Annotated in this window: 18 protein-coding genes; 13 read left to right on the plus strand and 5 right to left on the minus strand. The window is 64.7% G+C overall.

All coding sequences use genetic code 11. The features are described 5' to 3' along the window. Positions 1-74: 74 nt before the first annotated feature. The 3 genes from lysM to EJ066_RS09140 form a co-directional block, all read right to left on the minus strand. Positions 75-554: a peptidoglycan-binding protein LysM gene (gene lysM, locus EJ066_RS09130; RefSeq protein ID WP_126036927.1), complete on the minus strand. Its 480-nt coding sequence runs from the start codon at positions 552-554 to the stop codon at positions 75-77. Between the two features lie 82 nt (positions 555-636). Next, positions 637-1,074, minus strand: a complete 438-nt coding sequence (arfB, locus tag EJ066_RS09135) for an alternative ribosome rescue aminoacyl-tRNA hydrolase ArfB (RefSeq protein WP_126036929.1) — start codon at positions 1,072-1,074, stop codon at positions 637-639. A 127-nt stretch (positions 1,075-1,201) separates the two neighbouring features. Continuing rightward, the gene (locus EJ066_RS09140; RefSeq protein WP_126036931.1) at positions 1,202-2,812 is read right to left on the minus strand and encodes a phosphoenolpyruvate carboxykinase; all 1,611 of its coding nucleotides are present in this window, start codon (positions 2,810-2,812) and stop codon (positions 1,202-1,204) included. A gap of 344 nt (positions 2,813-3,156) precedes the next feature. Between EJ066_RS09140 and EJ066_RS09145 the strand changes: the two genes are divergently transcribed. The 13 genes from EJ066_RS09145 to EJ066_RS09210 all read left to right on the plus strand — a co-directional run bounded on the left by EJ066_RS09145 (position 3,157) and on the right by EJ066_RS09210 (position 21,058). Beyond that, on the plus strand, positions 3,157-3,858 hold the full coding sequence (locus EJ066_RS09145) for a response regulator transcription factor (protein WP_023796909.1): 702 nt from the start codon (positions 3,157-3,159) through the stop codon (positions 3,856-3,858). Between the two features lie 200 nt (positions 3,859-4,058). Continuing rightward, a complete protein-coding gene (locus tag EJ066_RS09150; RefSeq protein WP_245455106.1) occupies positions 4,059-5,750 on the plus strand; it encodes a sensor histidine kinase in 1,692 nt (563 codons plus the stop codon). A 3-nt stretch (positions 5,751-5,753) separates the two neighbouring features. Next, positions 5,754-6,200 (plus strand): HPr kinase/phosphorylase, encoded by a 447-nt coding sequence (locus tag EJ066_RS09155; RefSeq protein ID WP_126036933.1) that lies wholly within the window; start codon positions 5,754-5,756, stop codon positions 6,198-6,200. A 164-nt stretch (positions 6,201-6,364) separates the two neighbouring features. Next, entirely contained in the window at positions 6,365-6,766 is a 402-nt protein-coding gene (locus EJ066_RS09165) for a PTS sugar transporter subunit IIA (protein ID WP_126036935.1), read from the plus strand. Then, entirely contained in the window at positions 6,763-7,059 is a 297-nt protein-coding gene (locus EJ066_RS09170; RefSeq protein ID WP_126036936.1) for an HPr family phosphocarrier protein, read from the plus strand. Before EJ066_RS09165 ends, EJ066_RS09170 begins: the two co-directional genes overlap by 4 nt. 146 nt (positions 7,060-7,205) lie before the next feature. Next, positions 7,206-8,606 carry an adenosylhomocysteinase gene (gene ahcY / locus EJ066_RS09175; protein WP_126036937.1) on the plus strand — a complete coding sequence of 467 codons (1,401 nt, stop codon included), beginning with the start codon at positions 7,206-7,208 and terminating at the stop codon, positions 8,604-8,606. Positions 8,607-8,794: 188 nt separating this feature from the next. Next, positions 8,795-11,359, plus strand: coding sequence for a PAS domain-containing sensor histidine kinase (locus EJ066_RS09180; protein WP_126036938.1), 2,565 nt, complete (start codon positions 8,795-8,797; stop codon positions 11,357-11,359). Between the two features lie 8 nt (positions 11,360-11,367). Next, on the plus strand, positions 11,368-12,879 hold the full coding sequence (tsaE, locus tag EJ066_RS09185; protein WP_126036940.1) for a tRNA (adenosine(37)-N6)-threonylcarbamoyltransferase complex ATPase subunit type 1 TsaE: 1,512 nt from the start codon (positions 11,368-11,370) through the stop codon (positions 12,877-12,879). Further along, positions 12,876-13,625: a nucleotidyltransferase family protein gene (locus EJ066_RS09190; RefSeq protein ID WP_126036942.1), complete on the plus strand. Its 750-nt coding sequence runs from the start codon at positions 12,876-12,878 to the stop codon at positions 13,623-13,625. The genes tsaE and EJ066_RS09190 overlap by 4 nt, the downstream gene beginning before the upstream one ends. Next, positions 13,622-16,741 carry a double-strand break repair protein AddB gene (gene addB / locus EJ066_RS09195; RefSeq protein WP_126036944.1) on the plus strand — a complete coding sequence of 1,040 codons (3,120 nt, stop codon included), beginning with the start codon at positions 13,622-13,624 and terminating at the stop codon, positions 16,739-16,741. Before EJ066_RS09190 ends, addB begins: the two co-directional genes overlap by 4 nt. Further along, a complete protein-coding gene (gene addA, locus EJ066_RS09200) occupies positions 16,738-20,250 on the plus strand; it encodes a double-strand break repair helicase AddA (protein ID WP_126036946.1) in 3,513 nt (1,170 codons plus the stop codon). Before addB ends, addA begins: the two co-directional genes overlap by 4 nt. Positions 20,251-20,324: 74 nt before the next feature. Continuing rightward, positions 20,325-20,648, plus strand: a complete 324-nt coding sequence (gene trxA, locus EJ066_RS09205) for a thioredoxin (protein WP_126036948.1) — start codon at positions 20,325-20,327, stop codon at positions 20,646-20,648. Between the two features lie 128 nt (positions 20,649-20,776). Next, positions 20,777-21,058, plus strand: coding sequence for a cupin domain-containing protein (locus EJ066_RS09210; RefSeq protein ID WP_126036949.1), 282 nt, complete (start codon positions 20,777-20,779; stop codon positions 21,056-21,058). Positions 21,059-21,070: 12 nt separating this feature from the next. Here the strand turns inward: EJ066_RS09210 and EJ066_RS09215 are convergent, their stop codons facing one another. Both EJ066_RS09215 and EJ066_RS09220 read right to left on the minus strand, forming a co-directional pair. Further along, the gene (locus EJ066_RS09215) at positions 21,071-21,490 is read right to left on the minus strand and encodes a VOC family protein (protein ID WP_126036951.1); all 420 of its coding nucleotides are present in this window, start codon (positions 21,488-21,490) and stop codon (positions 21,071-21,073) included. Between the two features lie 27 nt (positions 21,491-21,517). Beyond that, positions 21,518-22,843 (minus strand): folylpolyglutamate synthase/dihydrofolate synthase family protein, encoded by a 1,326-nt coding sequence (locus EJ066_RS09220; protein WP_126036953.1) that lies wholly within the window; start codon positions 22,841-22,843, stop codon positions 21,518-21,520. Between the last annotated feature and the right edge of the window lie 11 nt (positions 22,844-22,854).

Genomic DNA, 22,854 nt, shown 5'->3' on the forward strand with positions numbered 1-22,854 from the left:
GCAAAGAATGCCACCATCAAATGAAAACGGCGACCCGAAAGCCGCCGCTGGCGATTGACCGTCCCCGATCTGGTTCAGGCTTGATCGAGATCCGGTATGCGCAGGACCTGCCCCGGATAGATCTTGTCCGGGTGGGTCAGCATCGGCTTGTTGGCTTCGAAGATGATCGAGTTCTTCGCGCCCTTGCCCTTGCCATAGCTCTTTTCGGCGATCTTCCAGAGGTTGTCGCCTTTCTGGACCGTATAAAAGGTCGGTTGCTTAGCCGCGGTTGCCGGCGTGCCGGACTCAGGCGCGGCGACCTGCAATTCGTCCGCCTGCACCTTGGACACGCCGAGCGTATTGCCGACGGCGATGACCGCTTTTTCGAAGATCGATTGATCCTTGACCACGCCTTTCAAGACAGCCGTATCGCCCTTGACGACGACTTCCACATTGTCGGTGCCGAGCGCGTGCGAATCGAGCTCCTTCTTGAGCGTATCGGCGGTCGGCTCCGGCTCATCGTCGCCGAAGCCGAGCTTCTTGCCGACGCCCTTGACGAAATCAAACATGCCCATGTGCGGTCTCCTTGCTGTGGCGAATACCGAACTTGCCACCTGCAACCCTGAATTGGAAGCCGCTTCGTCGTGAGTTGACGACCTAATCGTCGTTCACCCGGCCCCGCAGTTTCTTGATGGTGCCGCGCCCGGCCTTGGTCTTCAGCCGCCTTTCGACCGCGCCTTTCGACGGCCTCGTCTTCTTGCGCGGCGGCGGCGGCGGTTCGGCGGCCTTGGCGACCAGTTCCGCAAGCCGCGCCCGGGCGTCCGCCCGGTTCTGCTCCTGCGTGCGGAAGCGTCCGGCCTCGATGACGATGATGCCGTCCTTGGTGGCGCGCTGGCCGGCTAGCTTTATGGTTCGCTCGCGAACGCGCTCCGACAGGCCCGCTGCATTGGCTGCATCGAAGCGCAATTGCACCGCCGTCGCCACCTTGTTGACGTTCTGGCCGCCGGGGCCGGACGAGCGGATGAAGTCCTCGTGCAGGTCATCCGGATGGATCACCGCATCGTCGGCAATGATGATCTTGTCGTCGGCGTTCATGCCGCAGTCATGGCGCGGCGGATGAAAAAAGAAAAGGCCCGTTCACCCGGGTCGGGCCTTCCCGATCCCCGGGTCGGCCTTCCCGATCCCGGTCCGGGCCTCGAAGTGCAGCATATCCAGCCGGCGATTATTCCGCTGCTTCGCGCATGCGCGGCGCGGCGCCAAGCACAATGGCGTCGACATGAGGTTCGAATTTCTCGAAGTTGACGGCGAACATGCCGACCAGCCTCGCCGCCTGCAGGTCATAGGCTGATGTGTCGGCCCATGTCGATCTCGGATCGAGAATGGCGCGGTCGACGCCCGCAACCGCCACCGGCACATCGAAACCAAAATTGGCGTCGGTCCGGAAATCGGCCCCTTTCAGCGAGCCGTCGAGCGCCGCGGCAAGCAGCGCCCGCGTCGCCTTGATCGGCATCCGCTTGCCGGTGCCGTAGGCGCCGCCGGTCCAGCCGGTGTTGACCAGCCAGCAATCGACGCCGTGATGGGCGATCAGCTCGCGCAGCAGATTGCCGTATTCCGAAGGATGGCGCGGCATGAACGGTGCGCCGAAACAGGTCGAAAACGTCGCTTCGGGGTCGGTGACGCCCTTTTCGGTCCCTGCCACCTTGGCGGTGTAACCGGAGAGGAAATGATACATCGCCTGCGCCGGGGACAGCCGCGCGATCGGCGGCATCACGCCGAATGCATCGGCCGTCAGCATGATGATGTTCTTCGGATGGCCCGCGCGGCCCGTCTTGCTGGCGTTGGGGATGAAGTCGAGGGGGTAGGCGCATCGCGTGTTTTCGGTGAGGCTGCCGTCGTCGAAATCCGGCACACGGGCCGCGTCGAGCACCACATTCTCCAGCACCGTGCCGAAGCGCCGGGTGGTGGCGAAGATCTCCGGCTCGGCTTCGGCCGAAAGCTTTATCGTCTTGGCATAGCAGCCGCCTTCGAAATTGAAGATGCCGTGCGGACCCCAGCCGTGCTCGTCGTCGCCGATCAGCGTGCGTGACGGATCGGCCGACAGCGTCGTCTTGCCGGTCCCCGAGAGGCCGAAGAAGATGGCTGCGTCTCCGCCAGCGCCTTCATTGGCCGAGCAATGCATCGGCATCACGCCCTTCGCCGGCAACAGGTAGTTGAGCACCGTGAACACCGACTTCTTCATTTCGCCGGCATAGGACGTGCCACCGATCAGCACGATCATGCGCGAGAGGTCGACGGCGATCACCGTTTCGGTGCGGGTGCCGTGGCGGGCGGGATCGGCGCGGAACGACGGCAGGTCGATGATCGTCATGTCGGGCACGAAATGCTCGAGCTCGGCGGTCTCCGGACGAATGAGCAGATTGCGGATGAACAAGGAGTGCCAGGCAAGCTCCGTGACGACCCTGGTCGTCAGCTTCAAGTCCTTGTCGGCACCGCCGACCAGATCCTGCACATAGAGATCCTTGTCCGCCGCATGGGCGCGAAAATCGGCGAGCAGCGTGTCGAACTGGGCCGGCGAAATCGCCTTGTTGTTGTCCCACCACACATGCGGCCCGGTGGTCTCGTCGCGCACGACGAATTTGTCCTTGGGCGAGCGGCCGGTGTGCTGTCCGGTCTCGGCGACGAGCGCGCCATGCGCGGTGAGTCGGGCCTCGCCGCGGCGGATCGCTTCTTCGTAAAGAGGGGCTGCGCCGAAATTATAGCGCACCGCGCCCGTGGTCTTCAGGCCGATTCGATCGATCGCCCATGCGGGATTGCGTTTGCCGGCTTCCGACATGAGGGTTCCTTCTTCGTTTTGCAGCATCCTGGCCGGCGAACTTCCGGAGCCCCCATGAAGGAGACTATATGGGTCAGAACCAGAAAAACCAAATGATATCAAATCATTAATCGATTTAAATATTTTGAAAGTTGTTTAAATCGTTTATATATGCAAAAAGTCAGACGGTTGCCCAAAGGATTGGCGGTCTTTATCAGTCCAATCCATGTCGAGGTGAGATTGTGGCCATCGGCGTGCCGCTCAAGATAGCGGACGGAGCCTGTGCCACATTTTGTACCTAATTTGTCCTGCAAAAGCCCCTTCTCGACCAAAGAAGGGACAGCTCAATGAGGGAGCCGCTTGAAATGGCAACTATCGCGCTTGTCGATGACGATCGCAACATTCTGACTTCGGTGTCGATCGCCCTCGAATCGGAGGGATACCGCGTCGAAACCTACACGGATGGGGCGTCGGCGCTGGAAGGCCTGGCGGCCCGCCCGCCGAATCTTGCCATCCTCGACATCAAGATGCCGCGCATGGACGGCATGGAGCTTCTGCGCCGGATGCGCCAGAAATCCGACCTGCCGGTGATCTTCCTGACGTCCAAGGATGACGAGATCGATGAGCTTTTCGGCCTCAAGATGGGCGCCGACGACTTCATCCGCAAACCCTTCTCGCAGCGTCTTCTGGTCGAGCGGGTGCGCGCCGTGCTGCGCCGTGCCAGCGCCCGCGAGGCGTCGGCCAAGACGCCCAACCAGCAGGCCCGTTCGCTCGAGCGCGGCCAGCTTGTCATGGACCAGGAGCGCCATACCTGCACCTGGAAGGGCGAGCCGGTGACGCTTACCGTCACCGAGTTCCTGATCCTGCATTCGCTGGCCCAGCGCCCCGGCGTGGTAAAAAGCCGTGATGCGCTGATGGATTCGGCCTATGATGAACAGGTCTATGTCGATGACCGCACCATCGACAGTCACATCAAGCGGCTTCGCAAGAAGTTCAAGGCCGTCGATGATGACTTCGAGATGATCGAAACCCTTTACGGAGTCGGATACCGGTTCCGCGAAGCATGAGTTGATGCATGTCGCCCAAAAGCATGCCCACGGGCTTGACGCGAGGGTGTGCAGCGGTTTTGGGATAACGACATGCACAAAAACAGGGCCTAAGCGGGGGCTGCTATTCGATGGCAGTGGACGTAGAGCGAATGAGACGGACGGGCGCCCGGCGCCCGTCTCGGATTCTGCCCGCATTCCTGTCGAGGATCACAGTGCCGATGCGCCGCTTCCTCGGCCACCATATCTTTTCCAGCCTGACGCGGCGCATTCTCTTCCTCAACCTCGCCGGCCTAGCCGTCCTGGTCACCGGCATTCTCTACCTCAACACGTTTCGCGACGGGTTGATCGATGCTCGCGTCGAGAGCCTGATGACCCAGGGTGAGATCATCGCCGGCGCGATCGCGGCGTCGGCGACGGTCGAGACCGATTCGATCAGGATCGATCCGGAAAAACTGCTTGAAATGCAGGCCGGCGAAAGCCTGGGCCCCGGCTCCGATCAGCTCGACAATCTGGATTTCCCGATCAATCCGGAGCGCGTCGCGCCGGTGCTCCGGCGGTTGATTTCGCCGACGCGGACGCGCGCCCGCATCTATGACCGCGACGCCAACCTGCTGCTCGATTCCCGCCATCTCTATTCGCGCGGCCAGATCCTTCGCTACGACCTGCCGCCGGTCGACGAGGAAGAGCCCGACCTCCTGGAGCGTATCCAGAAATTCGTCTTCGATTTCTTCCGCAACACCGCGCTGCCGGTCTACCATGAACAGCCGGGCGGCAATGGCGCTGCATTTCCAGAGGTGGTCAAGGCGCTTACCGGCAGCCCGTCGACCATCGTGCGGATCTCCGAACAGGGCGAGCAGATCGTTTCGGTCGCCGTGCCGATCCAGCGCTTCCGCGCCGTCCTCGGCGTGCTGATGCTGTCGACCGAAGGCGGCGACATCGACAAGATCGTTGCGGCCGAGCGCAAGGCGATCCTGCGCGTCTTCGGCATTGCCGCCCTCGTCACCGCCATCCTGTCGATGCTGCTCGCCTCGACTATAGCCAACCCGCTGCGCCGGCTGTCGGCGGCGGCGGTCAGGGTGCGGCGCGGCGTCAAGAATCGCGAGGAAATCCCGGACTTCTCCGACCGGCAGGACGAGATCGGCAACCTGTCGATTGCCGTGCGCGACATGACCAATGCGCTCTACGCCCGCATCGAGGCGATCGAAAGTTTCGCGGCTGACGTCTCGCACGAGTTGAAGAACCCGCTGACCTCGCTGCGCAGCGCGGTGGAGACCCTGCCGCTGGCCAAGAACGACACGTCGCGCAGCCGGCTGATGGATGTCATCCAGCACGATGTCAGGCGGCTGGACCGTCTCATCACCGACATTTCCGATGCCTCCCGTCTTGACGCCGAGCTCGCGCGGGAGGACGCGGGAACAGTGGATCTGAAGAAATTCATCACCGATCTGATCGCCGTTTCGCGCACGGCCACGCGCAACAAGAAGACGGTCGAGATCGAGTTCAAGGTCGCCAAACCGCCGCAGGGCGTCAAAGGCTACTTCGTTGCCGGCCATGATCTGAGGATCGGCCAGGTCATCACCAATCTGATCGAGAATGCCCGCTCCTTCGTTCCCGAAGAGCGCGGCCACATCACTATCTCGCTGGCGCGCGCCGGCAAGGTCAACATCATCACCGTCGACGACAACGGTCCCGGAATAAGGGCCGATAACATCGACCGCATCTTCGAACGCTTCTACACCGATCGGCCGGCCGGCGAGGCGTTCGGCCAGAATTCAGGCCTTGGCCTGTCGATTAGCCGGCAGATCGTCGAAGCCCATGGCGGCACGCTGACCGCCGAGAACATCCCGGGCACCAAACCCGGCGAGATCAAGGGCGCGCGCTTCGTCGTCACGCTGCCGGCCGAAGGCTGATCTGTGCGCGGTGAAAACATTCATGGCACGGCGCTGCTGATCGGCGAGCGCGGCGTCCTCATCACCGGACCGTCCGGCGCCGGCAAGACGACGCTGGCGCTGACACTCCTGGATCATTGCCGCGCGCGCGGGCTGTTTTCGCGGCTTATCGGCGACGACAGGCTGCTCGCCGTGGCCCACGCCGGGCGGCTGGTCTGTCGCGTGCCGGCGACAATCGCCGGTCTCGCCGAAGTGCCTGGGTTCATGCCGCGCCCGCTGCCGTTCGAGCCGGGTGGAGTGATCGACCTGCATGTCCGGCTGGTGCCGAAGGCAGACATGGCCCGTTTCCAGGAGGAAATCAGCGAGCCGGTGGCAGGCTGTCCGGTGCCGCGTATCGACCTTGCCGAGCGCAACGCCGCCACGGCCTTGCCGGCGGTGATGGCGCGGCTGTCGATTGCACCTTTTTTATGATCCGGTTCCGGTTTTTTGCTGCAATGCGTCAAAATGGCCTGGGCCTGCGCAATTTTGGGCTTGTCAACGCGTCTCTCGTCGACAAGATAGCGCTCCCGCCGCCTGGAATGGCCGGCGAGCATGAAATGCGCCTGTGAAGCGGCGATGACGGGAGCCACCAAAGAATGATCGGACTCGTGCTTGTAACGCACGGTCAACTGGCCGCCGAGTTTCGCCATGCCGTGGAACATGTCGTGGGGCCACAAGACAGTTTCGAGACCGTCGCGATCGGCGCCGACGACGATATGGAGCAGCGCCGCAGCGACATCGTCGACGCCGTTGCCCGCGTCGACACCGGGGCGGGCGTCATCGTTTTGACCGACATGTTCGGCGGCACGCCCTCCAATCTCGCCATTTCGGTGATGGAATCCGGTCGTACCGAGGTCATTGCCGGCATGAACCTGCCGATGCTGATCAAGCTGTCCAGCGTCCGCAAGGGCGACAACATGACGGCAGCGCTGGACGAGGCGCAGGCGGCCGGCCGCAAATACATCAACGTCGCCAGCCAGCTTCTGAGCAGCAAATGAACGCGGTGTCGGCCAAGAAGGATCACATCGTTCGGGAGTTTCCAATCGTCAACCAGCGTGGCCTGCATGCCCGCGCCTCGGCGAAGTTCGTTCAGGTTGCCAGCGGTTTCGACGCCTCCGTCCATGTCGAGAAGGACGGCGTCAAGGTCGGCGGCACCTCGATCATGGGGCTCATGATGCTGGCGGCGAGCCCCGGCTTTTCGATTCGCGTCACCGCCAGCGGACCGGAGGCCGAGCAGGTCATCGATGCGCTGGAGCAGCTCGTTGCGTCCCGCTTCGGCGAGGAGTCCTGACGACTTCCGAAGACATGCACGGATAAAGATTTCTTTATATCCCATTGTCGTTCGACCGGCGATCTGCTAGTCAGGCGGCACTCGCGCCCATCGACACGCCTTCCGGCGCGGGCGCACCCGAAACAATTTCGCATCGGAGCACTGCCATGACGGGTAGCAAGGACTATGTGGTCGCCGACATTTCGCTTGCCGACTGGGGCCGCAAGGAGATCGAGATCGCCGAAACCGAGATGCCGGGCCTGATGGCCTGCCGCGAGGAATTCGGCAAGGCGCAGCCGCTCAAGGGCGCGCGCATCACCGGTTCGCTGCACATGACCATCCAGACCGCGGTGCTGATCGAAACGCTGAAGGCGCTCGGCGCCGATATCCGCTGGGCCTCCTGCAACATCTTCTCGACCCAGGACCATGCGGCCGCGGCAATCGCCGAGGCTGGCATTCCGGTCTTCGCCGTCAAGGGCGAGACGCTTGAGGACTACTGGGTCTACACCGACAGGATATTCCAGTGGGCCGACGGCGGCACGTCCAACATGATCCTCGATGATGGCGGCGACGCCACCATGTACATCCTGATCGGCGCGCGTGCCGAAGCCGGCGAGGACGTGCTCTCCAATCCGGGCAGTGAGGAGGAGGAAATCCTGTTTGCCCAGATCAAGAAGCGCCTGAAGGCCTCGCCCGGCTTCTTCACCAGGCAGAAGGAAGCGATCCGCGGCGTCACTGAAGAGACGACAACCGGCGTCAACCGGCTCTACCAGTTGCAGAAGAAGGGCCTGCTGCCCTTCCCGGCCATCAACGTCAACGATAGCGTGACAAAGTCGAAATTCGACAACAAGTATGGCTGCAAGGAATCGCTGGTCGACGGCATTCGCCGCGGCACCGACACGATGATGGCCGGCAAGGTCGCGGTCGTCTGCGGCTATGGCGACGTCGGCAAGGGCTCTTCGGCGTCGCTCAAGGGCGCCGGCGCCCGCGTCAAGGTCACCGAGGTCGATCCGATCTGCGCATTGCAGGCGGCGATGGACGGCTTCGAGGTGGTCACGCTCGAAGATGCCGCCCCGACGGCCGACATCGTCATCACCACAACCGGCAACAAGGACGTCGTCACCATCGACCACATGCGGTCGTTCAAGGACATGGCGATCGTCGGCAATATCGGCCACTTCGACAACGAGATTCAGGTGGCGTCGCTGCGCAATCTGAAGTGGACCAACATCAAGCCGCAGGTCGACATGATCACCTTCCCGGACGGCAAGCGGATGATCCTTTTGTCGGAAGGCCGCCTGCTCAATCTCGGCAATGCCACCGGCCATCCGAGCTTCGTCATGTCGGCGTCCTTCACCAACCAGGTGCTGGCCCAGATCGAGCTGTACACCAAGCCCGGCCAGTACGAGAACCAGGTCTATGTCCTGCCCAAGCATCTCGATGAAAAGGTCGCGCGCCTGCATCTCGACAAGCTCGGCGCCCGCCTCACCGAACTGTCGGGTGAACAGGCCGCCTATATCGGCGTGACTCAGCAGGGACCGTTCAAGCCGGAACACTACCGCTATTAATCACAGCGCAAATTACCACTAGATATTGAGGCCGGGCGATTGACTTTTCGCCCGGCTTACTTTTTGCGCTGATTGATTCTTCACGCCGATTCGCGCAAGCGCTATGGTGCTGATTCGCGGGTCCGGGGACGAGGGCCGACGCCCGCATCAGGGCGGTCTTGCATTCAGGCGGCGAAGAGGACCAGGACATGCCGGGGGATAACCCGCCTCGCGCGGGACAGGCCGTTTCCGGCGGCCGCAACGATTCAGCTGTCGCGGGTTCCGCTGCCAGAGGCGGGAGCCTTTTATGGCGCGCCGGTATCCGTGTCGGAACGCTGCTGGCTTCTTCCGCGCTCGCCGGTTCGCTGCTTGGCCCTTCGGCACACGCAGAGACGGCTGCTGCGCCCGAAGCCGGGCTGTCGGTCGGCACGGTCGAGGTCATGCAACTCGCCATGTTTGTCGGCGTCATGGGCGCGGCACTTGTCTCAGCCATTTTCCTGATCCGCGAAAGAGCGCGCACCTCGGCGCAGAATGTCGAACTCAGAGCCCGCTTGGCCGACGTCAACGTTGCGCTGCAGCGCTCCGAGGCGCTGCTCAACCTGCGCGACCAGCGTGTCGTCGTATGGACCTCGGAAAACAAGAAACCCGAACTCGTCGGGACATTGCCGGTCGAGAGCGGCGCTCCGGAAGATCGTGCCGCCTTCCTCGCCTTCGGTCGTTGGCTGATGCCGCGCTCGGCGGCGGCGCTCGAGAATGCCGTGGCGGGACTGCGCGAAAAGGCGAAGCCGTTCGATCTCGTCATCGAATCGCAGGTTGGCGCGCCGCTCGAAGTGCATGGGCGCAAGAGCGCGGCACACGTGCTCGTGCGTTTCGTTTCGCTGTCTGAAACGCAGCGAAGCGAGGCCAGGCTGAAAATCGAGAACCAGCGCCTCGCCGCCGACTACGACACCCTGATCGGCCTTCTCGACGCGCTCAGCATGCCGTCATGGCTGCGCACGGCGGACGGGCGGCTGAAGTGGGTCAACCGCGCCTATGCGAAGGCGGTCGAAGCGGCAAACGCCGAAACGGCCGTTCGCGACGCGAAGGAATTCCTGGGCGGCCAGGCGCGCGATGCGATCGCCGCGCAGCACAAGTCGCATCCTGTCTTCGAGCAGGCGCTTTCCACCGTCATCGAAGGCGACCGGCGCATGTTCGCCGTGACCGACTTCGCCGGCGCGGACGGCTCGGCGGGGCTTGCCTGCGACACCAGCGCCATCGAAACGATCCGTAGCGAATATGAGCGGACCGTGCGCAGCCACGCCGACACGCTCGATCAGCTCAACACCGCCGTGGCGATTTTCGATACCGACGAAAAATTGCGGTTCTTCAACCAGGCGTTCCAGAAACTATGGGGTCTCGACAGCGGCTTCCTGCACAGCGCTCCGGACAACGCCTTGTTGCTCGACCGGCTGCGCAGCGAGGGCAAGATCGCCGAGCAGCCCGAATGGCGGCGCTGGAAGGAAAGCCTGCTCGGGGCGTATCGCGCGGTCGAATCGCAGGAGCATTGGTGGCATTTGCCGGACGGCAAGACCATCCGCGTCGTCGCCAATCCGCAGCCCAAGGGCGGCGTGACCTGGGTGTTCGAGAACCTGACCGAGAAGATGGATCTCGAAAGCCGCTACCAGACCGCGGTGCGGGTCCAGGGCGAGACGCTCGACAATCTTGCCGAAGGCGTGGCCGTGTTCGGCCCGGACGGAAGGCTCAGACTGTCGAATCCGGCATTCGCGGCGTTGTGGGGGCTGGACGCCGACGCCGCCAAGCCCAACGTTCACGTCTCCTCGATCCGCGATCTGTGCGACCGGCGTGCTGCCGGCAGCCCCTGGGGCGGGTTCGTTGCCGCCATCACCGGGTTCGACGATGAGCGCCGCGACCGCCACGGTCAGACCGAGCTGAACAATGGCACCGTGCTGCGTTACGCGATGATCCCGCTGCCCAACGGGCAGGTGATGATGACCTTCGTCGACGTCACCGACAGCGTCAATGTCGAGCGGGCGTTGAAGGACAAGAACGAGGCGCTGGAAAAATCCGACCAGCTCAAGAACGAATTCGTGCAGCACGTCTCCTACGAACTGCGCTCGCCGCTGACCAACATCATCGGCTTCACCGAGCTTCTTTCGCTGCCGTCGACCGGGCCATTGAGCCAGAAGCAGCGCGAATATGTCGAGCATGTCGGCTCGTCTTCCTCGGTCCTGCTCACCATCGTCAACGACATCCTCGACCTGGCGACCGTCGATGCCGGCATCATGCAGCTCGATATCTCCGAAGTTCACGTCGACCGGACCATCGCCGCCGCCGCCGAGCTGGTTGCAGACCGGCTGGAGGAACATGCGATCAGGCTCAAAGTCGACGCGGCTACCGCGCCAAAGACGTTCCACGGCGACGAAATCCGTATCCGCCAGATCCTCTACAATCTGCTGAGCAACGCCGCGAATTACGCGCCGGAGGCCAGCACCATCACGCTCGCCTGCCGCTCGCTTGCCGAAGGCGTGGAATTCTCCGTTCACGACGACGGCCCCGGCATGCCGCCGGACGTGCTCGATTCGGTGTTCCGCCGTTTCGAGCCGCGCGCCAATGGCGGCCGCCGGCGCGGCGCCGGACTCGGCCTGTCGATCGTCAAGAGTTTTGTCGAACTGCATGGCGGCAGCGTCCGCATCGAGACCGGCATGGACAAAGGCACCACCGTCATCTGTGCCTTTCCCGACACGCCATCCGGCATTCGCGCGGCGGCCGAGTAGCACGCTCGATGGCAGGCGTGGTGCTGGAACGTTTTCTCGCCGACGAGGCTGCGACCGCAAGGCTGGGCGAGGATCTGGCGATGTCGCTGCGCCCCGGCGACGTGCTGTCCCTCAAAGGCGATCTCGGCGCCGGCAAGTCGAGTTTGGCGCGGGCGCTGATCAGGGCCATGACCGACGATTCCGGTCTCGATGTGCCGAGCCCGACCTTCACGCTCGTCCAGAGCTACGAGGCGCGCGTTCCCGTCCATCATTTCGACCTCTACCGCCTGTCCTCGGCGTCCGAACTGGACGAACTGGGTTTCGACGAAGCACTGGCGCAAGGCGTTGCCCTGGTCGAATGGCCGGAACGGGCAGAGGCCTATCTGCCGAAGACTTCGGTTCTGATCGAACTGGTCCATCAGGGCGACGGACGCCTGGCGAGACTGTCGGGGCAAGGCGCTGCCTTCGAGCGCGCGGCGCGATCGCTGGCCATGCGCGATTTTCTGGGGCGATCTGGTTGGGGCGAGGCGCAGCGGCGGTACTTCATCGGCGACGCTTCGGCCCGCTCCTATGAGATCGTCTCGCTGGCCGGCCTGCCGCCGCGCGTACTGATGAACTCGCCGCGGCTGGTGCTCGGGCCGCCGGTCCGCGGCGGCAAGCCCTATGCGGTGATCGCCCACACCGCGCAATCCGTCGCTGCCTTCGTTGCCATCGACCGGGCGTTGCGGGCAGGTGGGGTCAGTGCCCCGGAGATCCATGCCCAGGACCTGGACCAGGGCTTTCTTCTCCTGGAGCATCTCGGCTCGGAGGGGGTTCTCGGCAAGCACGGCGAGCCGGTGGCGGAGCGCTACGAGGCGGCGGCCGAACTGCTGACCATGATGCATGGCAAGCCATGGCCCGATCGCATGGAGGCCGCGCCCGGCGTCTTTCACGATGTGCCGCCTTTCGATCGCGACGCCATGATGATCGAAGCCGAACTGCTGCTCGACTGGTACGTGCCGGCGATATCGGGCGACCCGGCAAGCGAGGCTTTGCGCGTCGGCTACACAAAAGAATGGAATGCGGCCCTCGACCGGCTGCAGGGGCGCGAATACACGCTCATGCTGCGCGACTTTCATTCGCCCAACATCATCTGGCGCGGCGAGCGCACCGGTCACGATCGCCTCGGCATCATCGATGTCCAGGACGCGCTGATCGGTCCCTCCGCCTACGATCTCGCCTCGCTCGCCATGGACGCGCGGGTCACCATATCGCCTGAGATCGAGAAGCGGACGCTCGATGCCTATATCGCCGCGCGCCATAAGGCCGGCGCCTTCGATGAAGATGAATTCGTCGAGACCTATGCAATCATGGCGGCGCAGCGCAATTCGAAGATCCTCGGCATTTTCGTCCGGCTCGAAAAGCGCGACGGCAAGCCCTATTATCTGAAGCACCTGCCGCGCATTCGCGACTATCTTCGCCGGGCGCTGGCGCATCCGGCGTTGGCCAGCCTGCGGGATTTCTACACCGCCAACGGCCTGTTGGAGGAACGGCCGCTGTGACGACACGCCCCAAGACCGCGATGGTGCTTGCCGCTGGCCTGGGAAAGCGCATGCGGCCGATCACCGACACGATGCCGAAGCCGCTGGTCCAGATATCAGGCAAGACGTTGCTCGACTGGAGCTTGGACAGCCTGGCCCATGCCGGCGTCGACAAGGCCGTGGTCAACGTCCATTATTTCCCCGAACAGATCGTCGCCCATGTCGCCGCGCGCCGCGCACCGCGCGTTGCCATTTCCGACGAAAGCGAAACGCTGCTCGATTCCGCCGGCGGGATCGTCCATGCTTTGCCGGAACTGGGCAAGGCTCCCTTCTACATCGTCAACGCCGACACTTTCTGGATCGACAGCGGTATGCCCAACCTTGTTCGCCTTGCCCTTGCATGGGACGCGGCGAAAATGGATATTCTGCTGATGCTTTCGGATCTCCAGTCAGCGACCGGACACAGCGGCGGCACCGATTTCCTGATGGTGCCGGACGGCGCCTTGCGGCGTTCGAAAGGCGATCCGGCGGGCCTGATCTATGCTGGTGCCGCCATCGTCCACCCGCGTCTTTTCAACGACGCGCCGGCCGGGCCGCACTCGCTCAACGCCTATTTCGATGCGGCCATCGCAGCTGGCCGCCTATACGGCATGACGATGCACGGCCGTTGGATCACGGTCGGCACGCCCGACGCCATTCCGCTTGCGGAAGCGGCAGTCGCCGGCGCGCTTGCCGGATCGGCCAGCGCTCTTAACGAGTTGAAATGAGCGGCACCCGCCGCGTCTTCTCGATCCCCCCCGGAGCGCCGTTCCTGCCGACGCTGGCTGAGGCCCTGCTGTCAGGGCGGCTTGTTCCCGGTTTCCGCTTCGACGGCGATCCGCTGGCGCTGGCCGACGCCACCATCTACGTGCCGACGCGCCGTGCGGCGCGGGCGCTGCGCGGCGTCCTCGTCGACCGTCTGGGCAGCCGCTCGGCGATCCTGCCGGTTATCCGCCCGCTCGGCGAGTTCGACGAGGACGAAGCTGCATTCGAGGCCGACGCATCGGCGGCGATCGATCTCGCGCCGCCGATCGCCGCGATTGAGCGGCTGCTGCTGTTGGCGCCGCTGGTGCGTGCCTGGAAACGCCGCCTGCCGGCGCATGTCGCGGCACTTTTCGACGAGGAGATCGTCGTGCCGGCGTCGGCCGCCGACGCCATCTGGCTGGCGCGCGACCTGGCCCGGCTGATGGATGAGATCGAGACGGAAGGCACGGACTGGACCAGGCTCGCCGATCTGGTGACCGGAAACCTCGCCGGCTGGTGGCAGGTGACGCTCGACTTCCTGAGTATCGTCACCGAAAACTGGCCGAACCTCCTCGAGGAACACAACCGCTCCAACCCGGCCGCGCACCGCAACGCCTTGATAAGGCTGGAAGCGGCGCGGCTGAAGCGCAATCCACCCACCGGACCGGTGATCGCCGCCGGCTCGACCGGGTCCATTCCCGCCACGGCGGAACTGCTTGCGGTGATTGCCGGCCTGCCGAGCGGCGCCGTCGTGCTGCCCGGTCTCGACCTGATGCTGGACGAGCCGTCGTTCCAGGCGATCGCGGCACCCGGTGCGCGCCCGGCCTTGCTTGGCCATCCGCAATACGGCCTGGCAAAACTGATCGGCAAGATCGGCGTGCCGCGTGGCGACATCGAGGAGATCGCCGTTGCCGAAAGGCCGCTCGCGCTGCGCGCCGCGCTTGTCGGCGAGGCGTTGCGGCCGGCCGAAACCACCGAGCTGTGGGCCGAGACGCGTGCCGGTTTTGCCGCTGGCGAGATCACCGAGGCCTTCGCCGATGTGACGCTTCTCGAAGCCGCCGGCGAACGCGACGAAGCCGTGGCGATCGCCGTCGCGCTCAAACGCGCCGTCGAGCAGCCCGGCCAGCGCGCGGCGCTCGTCACCGGCGACCGCGCCTTGGCGCGGCGCGTCTCCGTCGAGCTCTTGCGCTTCGGTGTCGTCGCCGACGATTCGGGCGGCACGCCGCTCGCCAACACGCCTGCCGCCAGCCTGCTCAGGCTGGCGCTTCAGGCCGCGTTCCGGCCCGGCGATCCGGTCGCCCTGCTGTCGCTGCTCAAGCACCCGCTGCTTGGCCTCGGCCTGGAGCGCGCGGGCGTCCGTCATGCCGCCGAGATCGTCGAACTGGTGGCGCTGCGCGGCGGCACCGGCCGCCCCGACATCGCATCGCTGCCAGAGCTTTTCGAGACCCGCCTCACTGTCCTCGGCGATACCCGCCCGCCTTTCTGGTTCTCCCGCCTTACCGTGCGAAACATCGACGGCGCCCGCGAATTGCTCGTCCGCCTTGCCGCCGCGCTGGCACCGCTGATCGCCTTTCGCAGTCAAATCGAAGCCGATCTTGCCGCATTGACCCGGGCCAGCGTCGTCGCACTCGAAGCTCTTGGCCGCGCCGCGGACGGTAGCCTGAGCGAACTCTATGCGGGCGACGCCGGTGAAAAGCTCGCCGAGCTTTTGCGCGGACTGATTGCTGCCTCGGCGTCGTTCTCCTTCGCGGCGGACGAATGGCCCGATGTGATGGAGGCGCTGATCGCGCCCGAAACGGTCAAGCCGGCGCAAGGCACCGACAGGAACATCGCCATCTGGGGCGCGTTGGAAGCCCGGTTGCAGAACGTCGACACGCTGGTCATTGGCGGGCTCAACGAAGGCGTGTGGCCGCGCAAGCCGGAAAGCGACCGCTTCATGTCGCGGCTGATGAAAACCGGCATCGATCTCGAGCCGCCCGAACGGCGCATCGGCCTTGCCGCCCATGATTTCCAGATGGCGATGGGGGCGAAGAAAGTGGTGCTGGCGCGCTCCGCCCGCTCCGGCGACGCGCCGGCGGTGCCGTCGCGCTGGCTGCAGCGCATCCTGACTTTCATCGGCAAGCATCATGCGGCGGTGCTTCGCCGGCGCGGTGATGAACTCCTGTCCTGGGCACGGGCGCTCGATGCCGGTGAAAGAAGAGATTTCGCGCCGCGGCCGCAGCCGAAGCCGCCGCTGGCTGCGCGACCGCAGCATTTCTCCGTCACCGAGATCGAGACGCTGCGCCGCGACCCCTATGCGATCTATGCCAGGAGGATCCTCGGCCTGATGCCGCTCGATCCGGTCATCCGCGATCCGGGCGCCGCCGAGCGCGGCACGCTGTTCCACGCCATCCTGCATCTTTTCTCTGCTGATGTGGCCGACCCGCGCGCACCGGAGGCGCTGGCCGGCCTTATCGCTGCTGGCCGCGCCTGCTTTGCCGAGGCGGCCCTTCCGGCCGATGTCGAGGCGGTGTGGTGGCCGCGCTTCGAAAAGCTCGCCGGCGGCATCGTCGAATGGGAGCGTGGCCGCGCCGATGCCGTAGTCCGGCGACATGCCGAGGAGCGCGCCCAAAAGACCGGCGTCGGCCAGTCCGGCGTAACGCTGTCCGGCTATGCCGATCGCGTCGACCTGCTGGCCGGCGGCATGGCCGACATCCTGGACTACAAGACCGGCTCCTCGCCGTCCAAGGCGCAGGCCCATACGCTGCTTTCGCCGCAACTGGCGCTCGAAGGCGCGCTGCTCAGGCGCGGCGCCTTCAAGGGGCTTGGCGCGCGCGAGCCGTCGCAGCTGGCCTTTGTGCGGCTGAAGCCGAATGGCGAGGTGTTCGAGGAATCCATCCTCGAATACAACCGCAAGCCGCGAACCGCCGCCGATCTCGCCGAGGAGGCCTGGGCGCGGCTCGAAAAACTGCTGAACTACTATGCCGACCCGGCGACCGGCTATTTGTCGCGCGCGCTGCCGTTCCGCGAGGGCGAGACCGACGGCGACTACGACCATCTCGCCCGCGTGCTTGAATGGTCCGCTGGTGGCGACGCCGACGACGAGGGAGGGGAGGCATGAAGAAGGCCTATCCCATCCCGACCGACACCGCGGCCAGCCAGGCGAGCGCCTCCGACCCGCAAAATTCCGCCTGGGTGTCGGCCAATGCCGGATCGGGCAAGACCCATGTGCTGGCCCAGCGCGTCATCCGGCTTTTGCTGCGCGGCACCGATCCGTCGAAGATCCTATGCCTGACCTACACCCGCGCCGCCGCCGCCAACATGTCGAACAGGGTGTTTTCGACGCTGTCGGAATGGACGGCGCTTGGCGATACGGAACTGGCGACAAGGATAGAGGCGCTGGATGGTCGCCAGCCCGATCGTAAAACCATGCGCCGCGCGCGCCGGCTGTTTGCCGAGGCGCTGGAGACACCGGGCGGGCTGAAGATCCAGACCATCCACGCCTTCTGCGAATCGGTGCTGCACCAGTTCCCGCTGGAAGCCAACATACCGGCCCATTTCGAAATGCTCGATCCGCAGATGGAGGCGTCGCTCTTCGCCGCCGCCCGCCGCGACATGATCTCGGGCGCGGCTGCTTGCGATGCGGGACTGGACGAGGCGATCGCCACCATTCTGGAACGCGGCGGCGAACACGGGCTCGACGCCTTACTGGCCGAGATCGTGCGCAAGCGCGACGGCCTGCGCGCCTTCATCGCTGCTGCCGGCGGCGACGGCTTCCGGGCGCTGTTCGACGAGTTCAGGTTTCGCGCCGGCCAGTCCGCCGAAGGCCTGGCGGCGTCCGTCTGGCCGCTGCCGGGCTTCCTGCCGGATTATTTCGTCACCTTTGCCCGCGCCGCTGAAGCCACTGACGCCCGCATCGTGCTGAACAATCTTCTGCCCTATGCGCAGCTTGCCTTTGCCGAGGACGATCCGGTTCGCCGGCTGCAATTGCTGGCAAAAGCCTTCCTGCGGGCGGATGGCGAGCCTTATGAGCCGGCAAAGACATTCAAGAAGGCGTTGCTCGACCGGTTGCCGGACCTTGGCGAGCGCTATCTGGCCGCGGCCGACGCCATCCTCGAAATCTCCGACCGGCTGGCCTTGTTCCGGATGTTGGAAGGCACGCGTGCCGCGCTGACCATCGCCGACTGGCTGATCGCCCGCTACGAGCACTTGAAGCGCGCCCGCGGCTTCCTCGACTTCAACGACCTCATCACCCGAACGGTCAATCTTCTGGCGCGGCCCGATGCCGGCCCTTGGGTGCAATACAAGCTCGACCAAGGCATCGACCACATCCTGCTCGATGAGGCGCAGGACACCAGCCCCGACCAGTGGGAGGTGGTGAAGCGGCTGGCGGAAGAATTCTTCGCCGGGCTCGGCGCGCGCGACAACCTTCACCGCACGGTCTTTGCCGTCGGCGACGAAAAACAGTCGATCTACTCTTTTCAGGGAGCGGCGCCCGACTCCTTCGCCGACTCAAGGCTCCTGTTTGCCGGCAAGGTGCGCGCCGCCAACGCCGCCTTCGCCGATCTCAAACTGACCTGGTCCTTCCGCTCGACCGACGACGTGCTTGCGGCGGTGGACCGCGTCTTTGCCGACCCGGTCGTGCGACGCGGCATCAGCCACGATCCCGATCCGCTGAACCACAAGGCGATCCGCACCGACGCGCCGGGCTATGTCGAGGTCTGGCCATCGATCGGCGCCGACGCCGTCGACGAGCCCGACGACTGGACGCAAGCCGTCGATCACGCCCATGCGCCGGCGGTGCGCGTTGCCGAAAACGTGGCGGCGACCATTGCCGGCTGGATCGGCGCCGGTGAGACCATCGAAGGCCGCGGAAGCAAGTTTCGGCCCGGCGACGTCCTGGTGCTGGTGCGCAAGCGCGATCGCTTCGTCCATGCGTTGACGCGTGCGCTGAAGCGCCGCGGCATCCCGGTTGCCGGCGCCGACCGGCTCAGCCTGCCCGGCCACATCGCGGTGAAGGACCTGATCGCGCTCGGCCATTTTCTCATCCAGCCTGAGGACGATCTGTCGCTTGCCGTCGTGCTGCGCAGCCCGATCTTCGATGTTTCTGAAGAGGTGCTTTTCGCGCTCGCGGGCGGGCGGCCGTCCGGCCTCTCCTTGATCGCCTCGCTCAGGCGGCATGCCGGCGAAAGCGCTGCCTTGGCTGCAATCGCTGCCCAGCTCGACACATGGTCCGATGAGGCCGCATTCAAGCCGGTGTTCGAATTCTATGCTGGGGCTCTCGCCCGCGACGGCCTGCGCAGGAAGATGATCGCGCGGCTCGGGCCGGAAGCCGGCGACATAATCGACGAGTTTTTGAGCTTCTGCCTGGCCGAGGAGCGGACCGGCCTGCCGGGGCTGGAGGCCTTCCTGTCGACGCTGGAAAACGCCGGCCCCGAGATCAAGCGCGAAATGGACCAGACCCGCGACGAGGTTCGCGTCATGACCGTGCACGCCGCCAAGGGCCTGGAGGCGCCTGTCGTATTCCTGGTCGATGGCGGTTCCGCCCCGTTCAGCGACCAGCATCTGCCGCGACTGATGCCGTTCGATGGCTCGGGCGAATACTGGGACGGCAAGGGCTATCTCTGGCGCTCGGCCAGCGACGTCGCCAATGGATTTTCGCGAGCCGCTTCGGTTCGCGCGCGCGAACTGGCCGACGACGAATACCGCCGGCTGCTCTATGTCGGCATGACCCGCGCCGAGGACCGGCTGATCGTCTGCGGCTATCACGGCAAGCGGGCGCCGAATGCCGGCACTTGGCATTCGATCGTCAGCCGCGCGCTCGTCGGCGCCCCCGAAAGCGCGGAGCGGCGGCACCCCGCCACCGGCGAGACCGTGCATCGCTTTCACGTAACGAAGCTGCCGCCGGTCGCACAGGCCGCCGCCGAAGAGGCGCAGCAGACGCAACAGTTTGGGCCGTTGCCGAAGACCTTGTTCGAGCCCTTGCCGCCTTTCGAGGACCTGCCGCGGCCGCTGTCGCCCTCCGGCGCCTCGGCGCTGATCGACGAGGTCAAGGAAGCCGCGATCGACACCGGCTCGCCGGTGCTGGACACCGAGGCGGAGCCTGGTTTTGCCGTGATGCGGGGACTGGCGCTGCACAAATTGTTGCAGATGCTGCCCGGCATTGCGGAAGGAGAACGCCGGGGTGCCGCGGAACGTTATCTCAAGCGCGCCGGCGCGCAATGGCCCGATGCCGAGCGCGACAAGGCCTTGGCCTCGGTGGCGGCGATCCTTGCCGACAGCCGCTTCGATCAGCTGTTCGCATCGTCGTCGCGCGCCGAGGTCGCGGTCATGGGCAGCCTGGAGGTCAAGGGCAAGCTGCGCTCCATCTCCGGCAAGATCGACCGGCTGGCGGTAACATCAGGCAGGGTTTCGATCGTCGACTACAAGACCAATCGGCCGGCGCCGGCAGCGCTGGCGGACGTTCCGCCGGCCTATGTTCTGCAGCTCGCGCTCTATCGCGCGCTGCTTCAGCCGCTTTACCCGGGCCGCGAGGTCTCGGCCGCCTTGCTGTTCACCGAAGCGCCGCGGCTGATCGAGCTGCCGGCAAAGGCGATGGACGATGCCCTTGCCCGACTCACGGGAGCGTGACACAACACCTGCTTGAACAAACACGCGATAACCACCACATTTGGTGCGACAACAACTCTCGAAAGGATTTCAGCATGGCCACCGTCAAGGTCGACAAGAGCAATTTCCAGGCCGACGTGCTCGACGCCAAGGAGCCGGTCGTCGTCGATTTCTGGGCGGAATGGTGCGGCCCGTGCAAGATGATCGCGCCGGCGCTGGAAGATATCGCCAGCGAACTCGGCGGCAAGGTCAAGATCGCGAAACTCAACATCGACGAGAATCCCGAGCTTGCCGCGCAGTTCGGCGTGCGCTCGATCCCGACGCTGATGATCTTCAAGGGCGGCGAGATGGCCGACATGAAGGTTGGCGCAGCACCCAAGACGGCGCTGTCGCACTGGATCAACGGCAACCTCGCCTGATCCGGTACGAAATTCTGCAGGACAAGCCCGGCCGTCGCGCCGGGCTTTTTGTTGGCGTTATCGCTGGATGGTTCTGGCACTCGCGCCAATGTGCGTCATATCCTCTGCTTGGCGAACAGGAGAGCTCCATGACCGGATCCGCCAAGGCAACCGTCTTTATCGACAATGACCGCGTCATCGTCACCGAGTACCGCTTCGCGCCGGGCGACAACACCGGCTGGCACCGCCATGGCCACGACTACGTCGTCGTGCCGCTCATGGACGGCAAGGTCAAGCTGCTGACCAAGGACGGCGAATCCTTTGCCGAGATGAAGAAGGGCGCGCCCTATTTCCGCAAGGAAGGCGTCGAGCACGACGTCATCAGCGCCAATGAGGGCGAATACGCCTTCATCGAGATCGAGCTGAAATAATCCACCGCGCGATCACCAATCGGCGATGCGATCGCCTCCGGCGAATTGCGCACTCTTTTCGGTATACTCGAACAACTCGATCTTCACGCCGTTGGGATCGCGTATCCAGGCCTGATAGGTGTCATCGCACGCGTGCTTCTTTGCCGTGACATCGATGCCCTTCGATCTTATGTGGGCGATCGCCGCGTCGATGTTTTCCACCTCAAGGCAGAAGTGGTTGATCTGGTTCAAGTCGCTATAGCGGGCCTCGTCTTTGTGGAATACCTCGACGTGGCTGCGGCCGCCGCAATTGAGGTAGAACCCGAAAATCTTGCCGTCGCGCAGGAAATTGAACTGGGTGTCCATGCCGAGGACGTCCCTGTAGAAGCTTCGCGTCGCTTCCAGTTCATGCGCGAAGATGCAGACATGAGCGAGCTGCTTTACCTTGAGCATGACTGGCTCCTCGCAGAAAATCCGGCTTCAGACCGGCGGCGTGCCGTTTTCGGCCAACACCGCGCCGGCCAGATAGAGCGAGCCGCTGATCAGGATACGCGGCGGCGGTCCGTCCCAGCCGTCGCGCAACAGCATCAATGCATTGGCGACCGAGCTCACCGGTTCGGCCGACAGCCCGGCCTCGACGGCGCGGATCGCCAGTTCATCATTCGGCACGCTGGCCTCGCTGAGGCTCACCGGCACCGTGTAGACATGCCGGACCAGGCCCTTGAAGGCGCGGAAATAGCCGCTCTGGTCCTTGGTGTTGATCATCCCGGAAATCAGGAACAGCGGCCGCGGGTTCTTTTCCTCCCGCTCGGCCAGCGCCTCGGCGACGACCATGCCGGCGCCCGGATTGTGGCCGCCGTCGAGCCAGATCTCGGCGCCCTTCGGCGCCAGTTCGGTCAGCCTGCCTTGCGGCAATTTCTGCATCCGCGCCGGCCAGGCGGCATTGGCCATCGCCTTCTCGGCGGCGCGGTGGCTGATCTCGAAGCCCGCCGCCTTGACCGCCGCGATTGCCGCCGCCGCGTTGGCGAACTGGTGGCGCCCCGGCAGGCGCGGCGGCGGCAGGTCCATCAAGCCGTCTTCGTCCTGGTAGACCATGCGGCCGTTTTCCTCGAAGGCGAGGAAGTCCTGGCCATAGACGAAGGCGGGACAGTCGAGCCGCTCGGCGGTTTCGATGAGCACCTGCAGCGCCGTTTCGCTTTCCTGCGCGCCGATGACCACCGGGCAACCGGGCTTGATGATGCCGGCTTTTTCGGCGGCGATCAGTTCGACACGGTCCCCGAGATAGGCCTCGTGGTCTAGCGAGACCGGCATGATCACCGACACCGCCGGCTCGGTGACGACATTGGTGGCGTCGAAGCGGCCGCCGAGGCCGACCTCGATGATGACGGCATCCGCCGGGTGTTCGGAAAACAGCAGGAAGGTGACGGCGGTGAGGATTTCGAAGACGGTGATCGTCTCGCCTCCATTGGCCTTGGCGACGCGGGCGATCGCGTCGGCGAAGACCTTGTCCTCGACCAGCCTGCCGCCGCCGTCGGCGGCCAGCCGGTAGCGCTCATGCCAGTTCACCAGATGTGGGGAAGTGTGGACATGGACGCGGTGGCCAGAGGCTTCGAGCAGCGCCTGCGAAAAGGCGGCGCAGGAGCCCTTGCCGTTGGTGCCGGCGATGTGGATGACCGGCGGCAGGTGGTCCTGCGGATTGCCCAGCCGCTCCAGCAGCCGCGAAATGCGGTCGAGCGAAAGGTCGAAGCCCTTCGGATGAAGCGACATCAGGCTTTCGATTTCGCGGTCGGCGGCAAGCGTGGTCATGGGAGAATCCT

It is taken from the genome of Mesorhizobium sp. M9A.F.Ca.ET.002.03.1.2 (assembly GCF_003952365.1).
Lineage (GTDB): Bacteria > Pseudomonadota > Alphaproteobacteria > Rhizobiales > Rhizobiaceae > Mesorhizobium.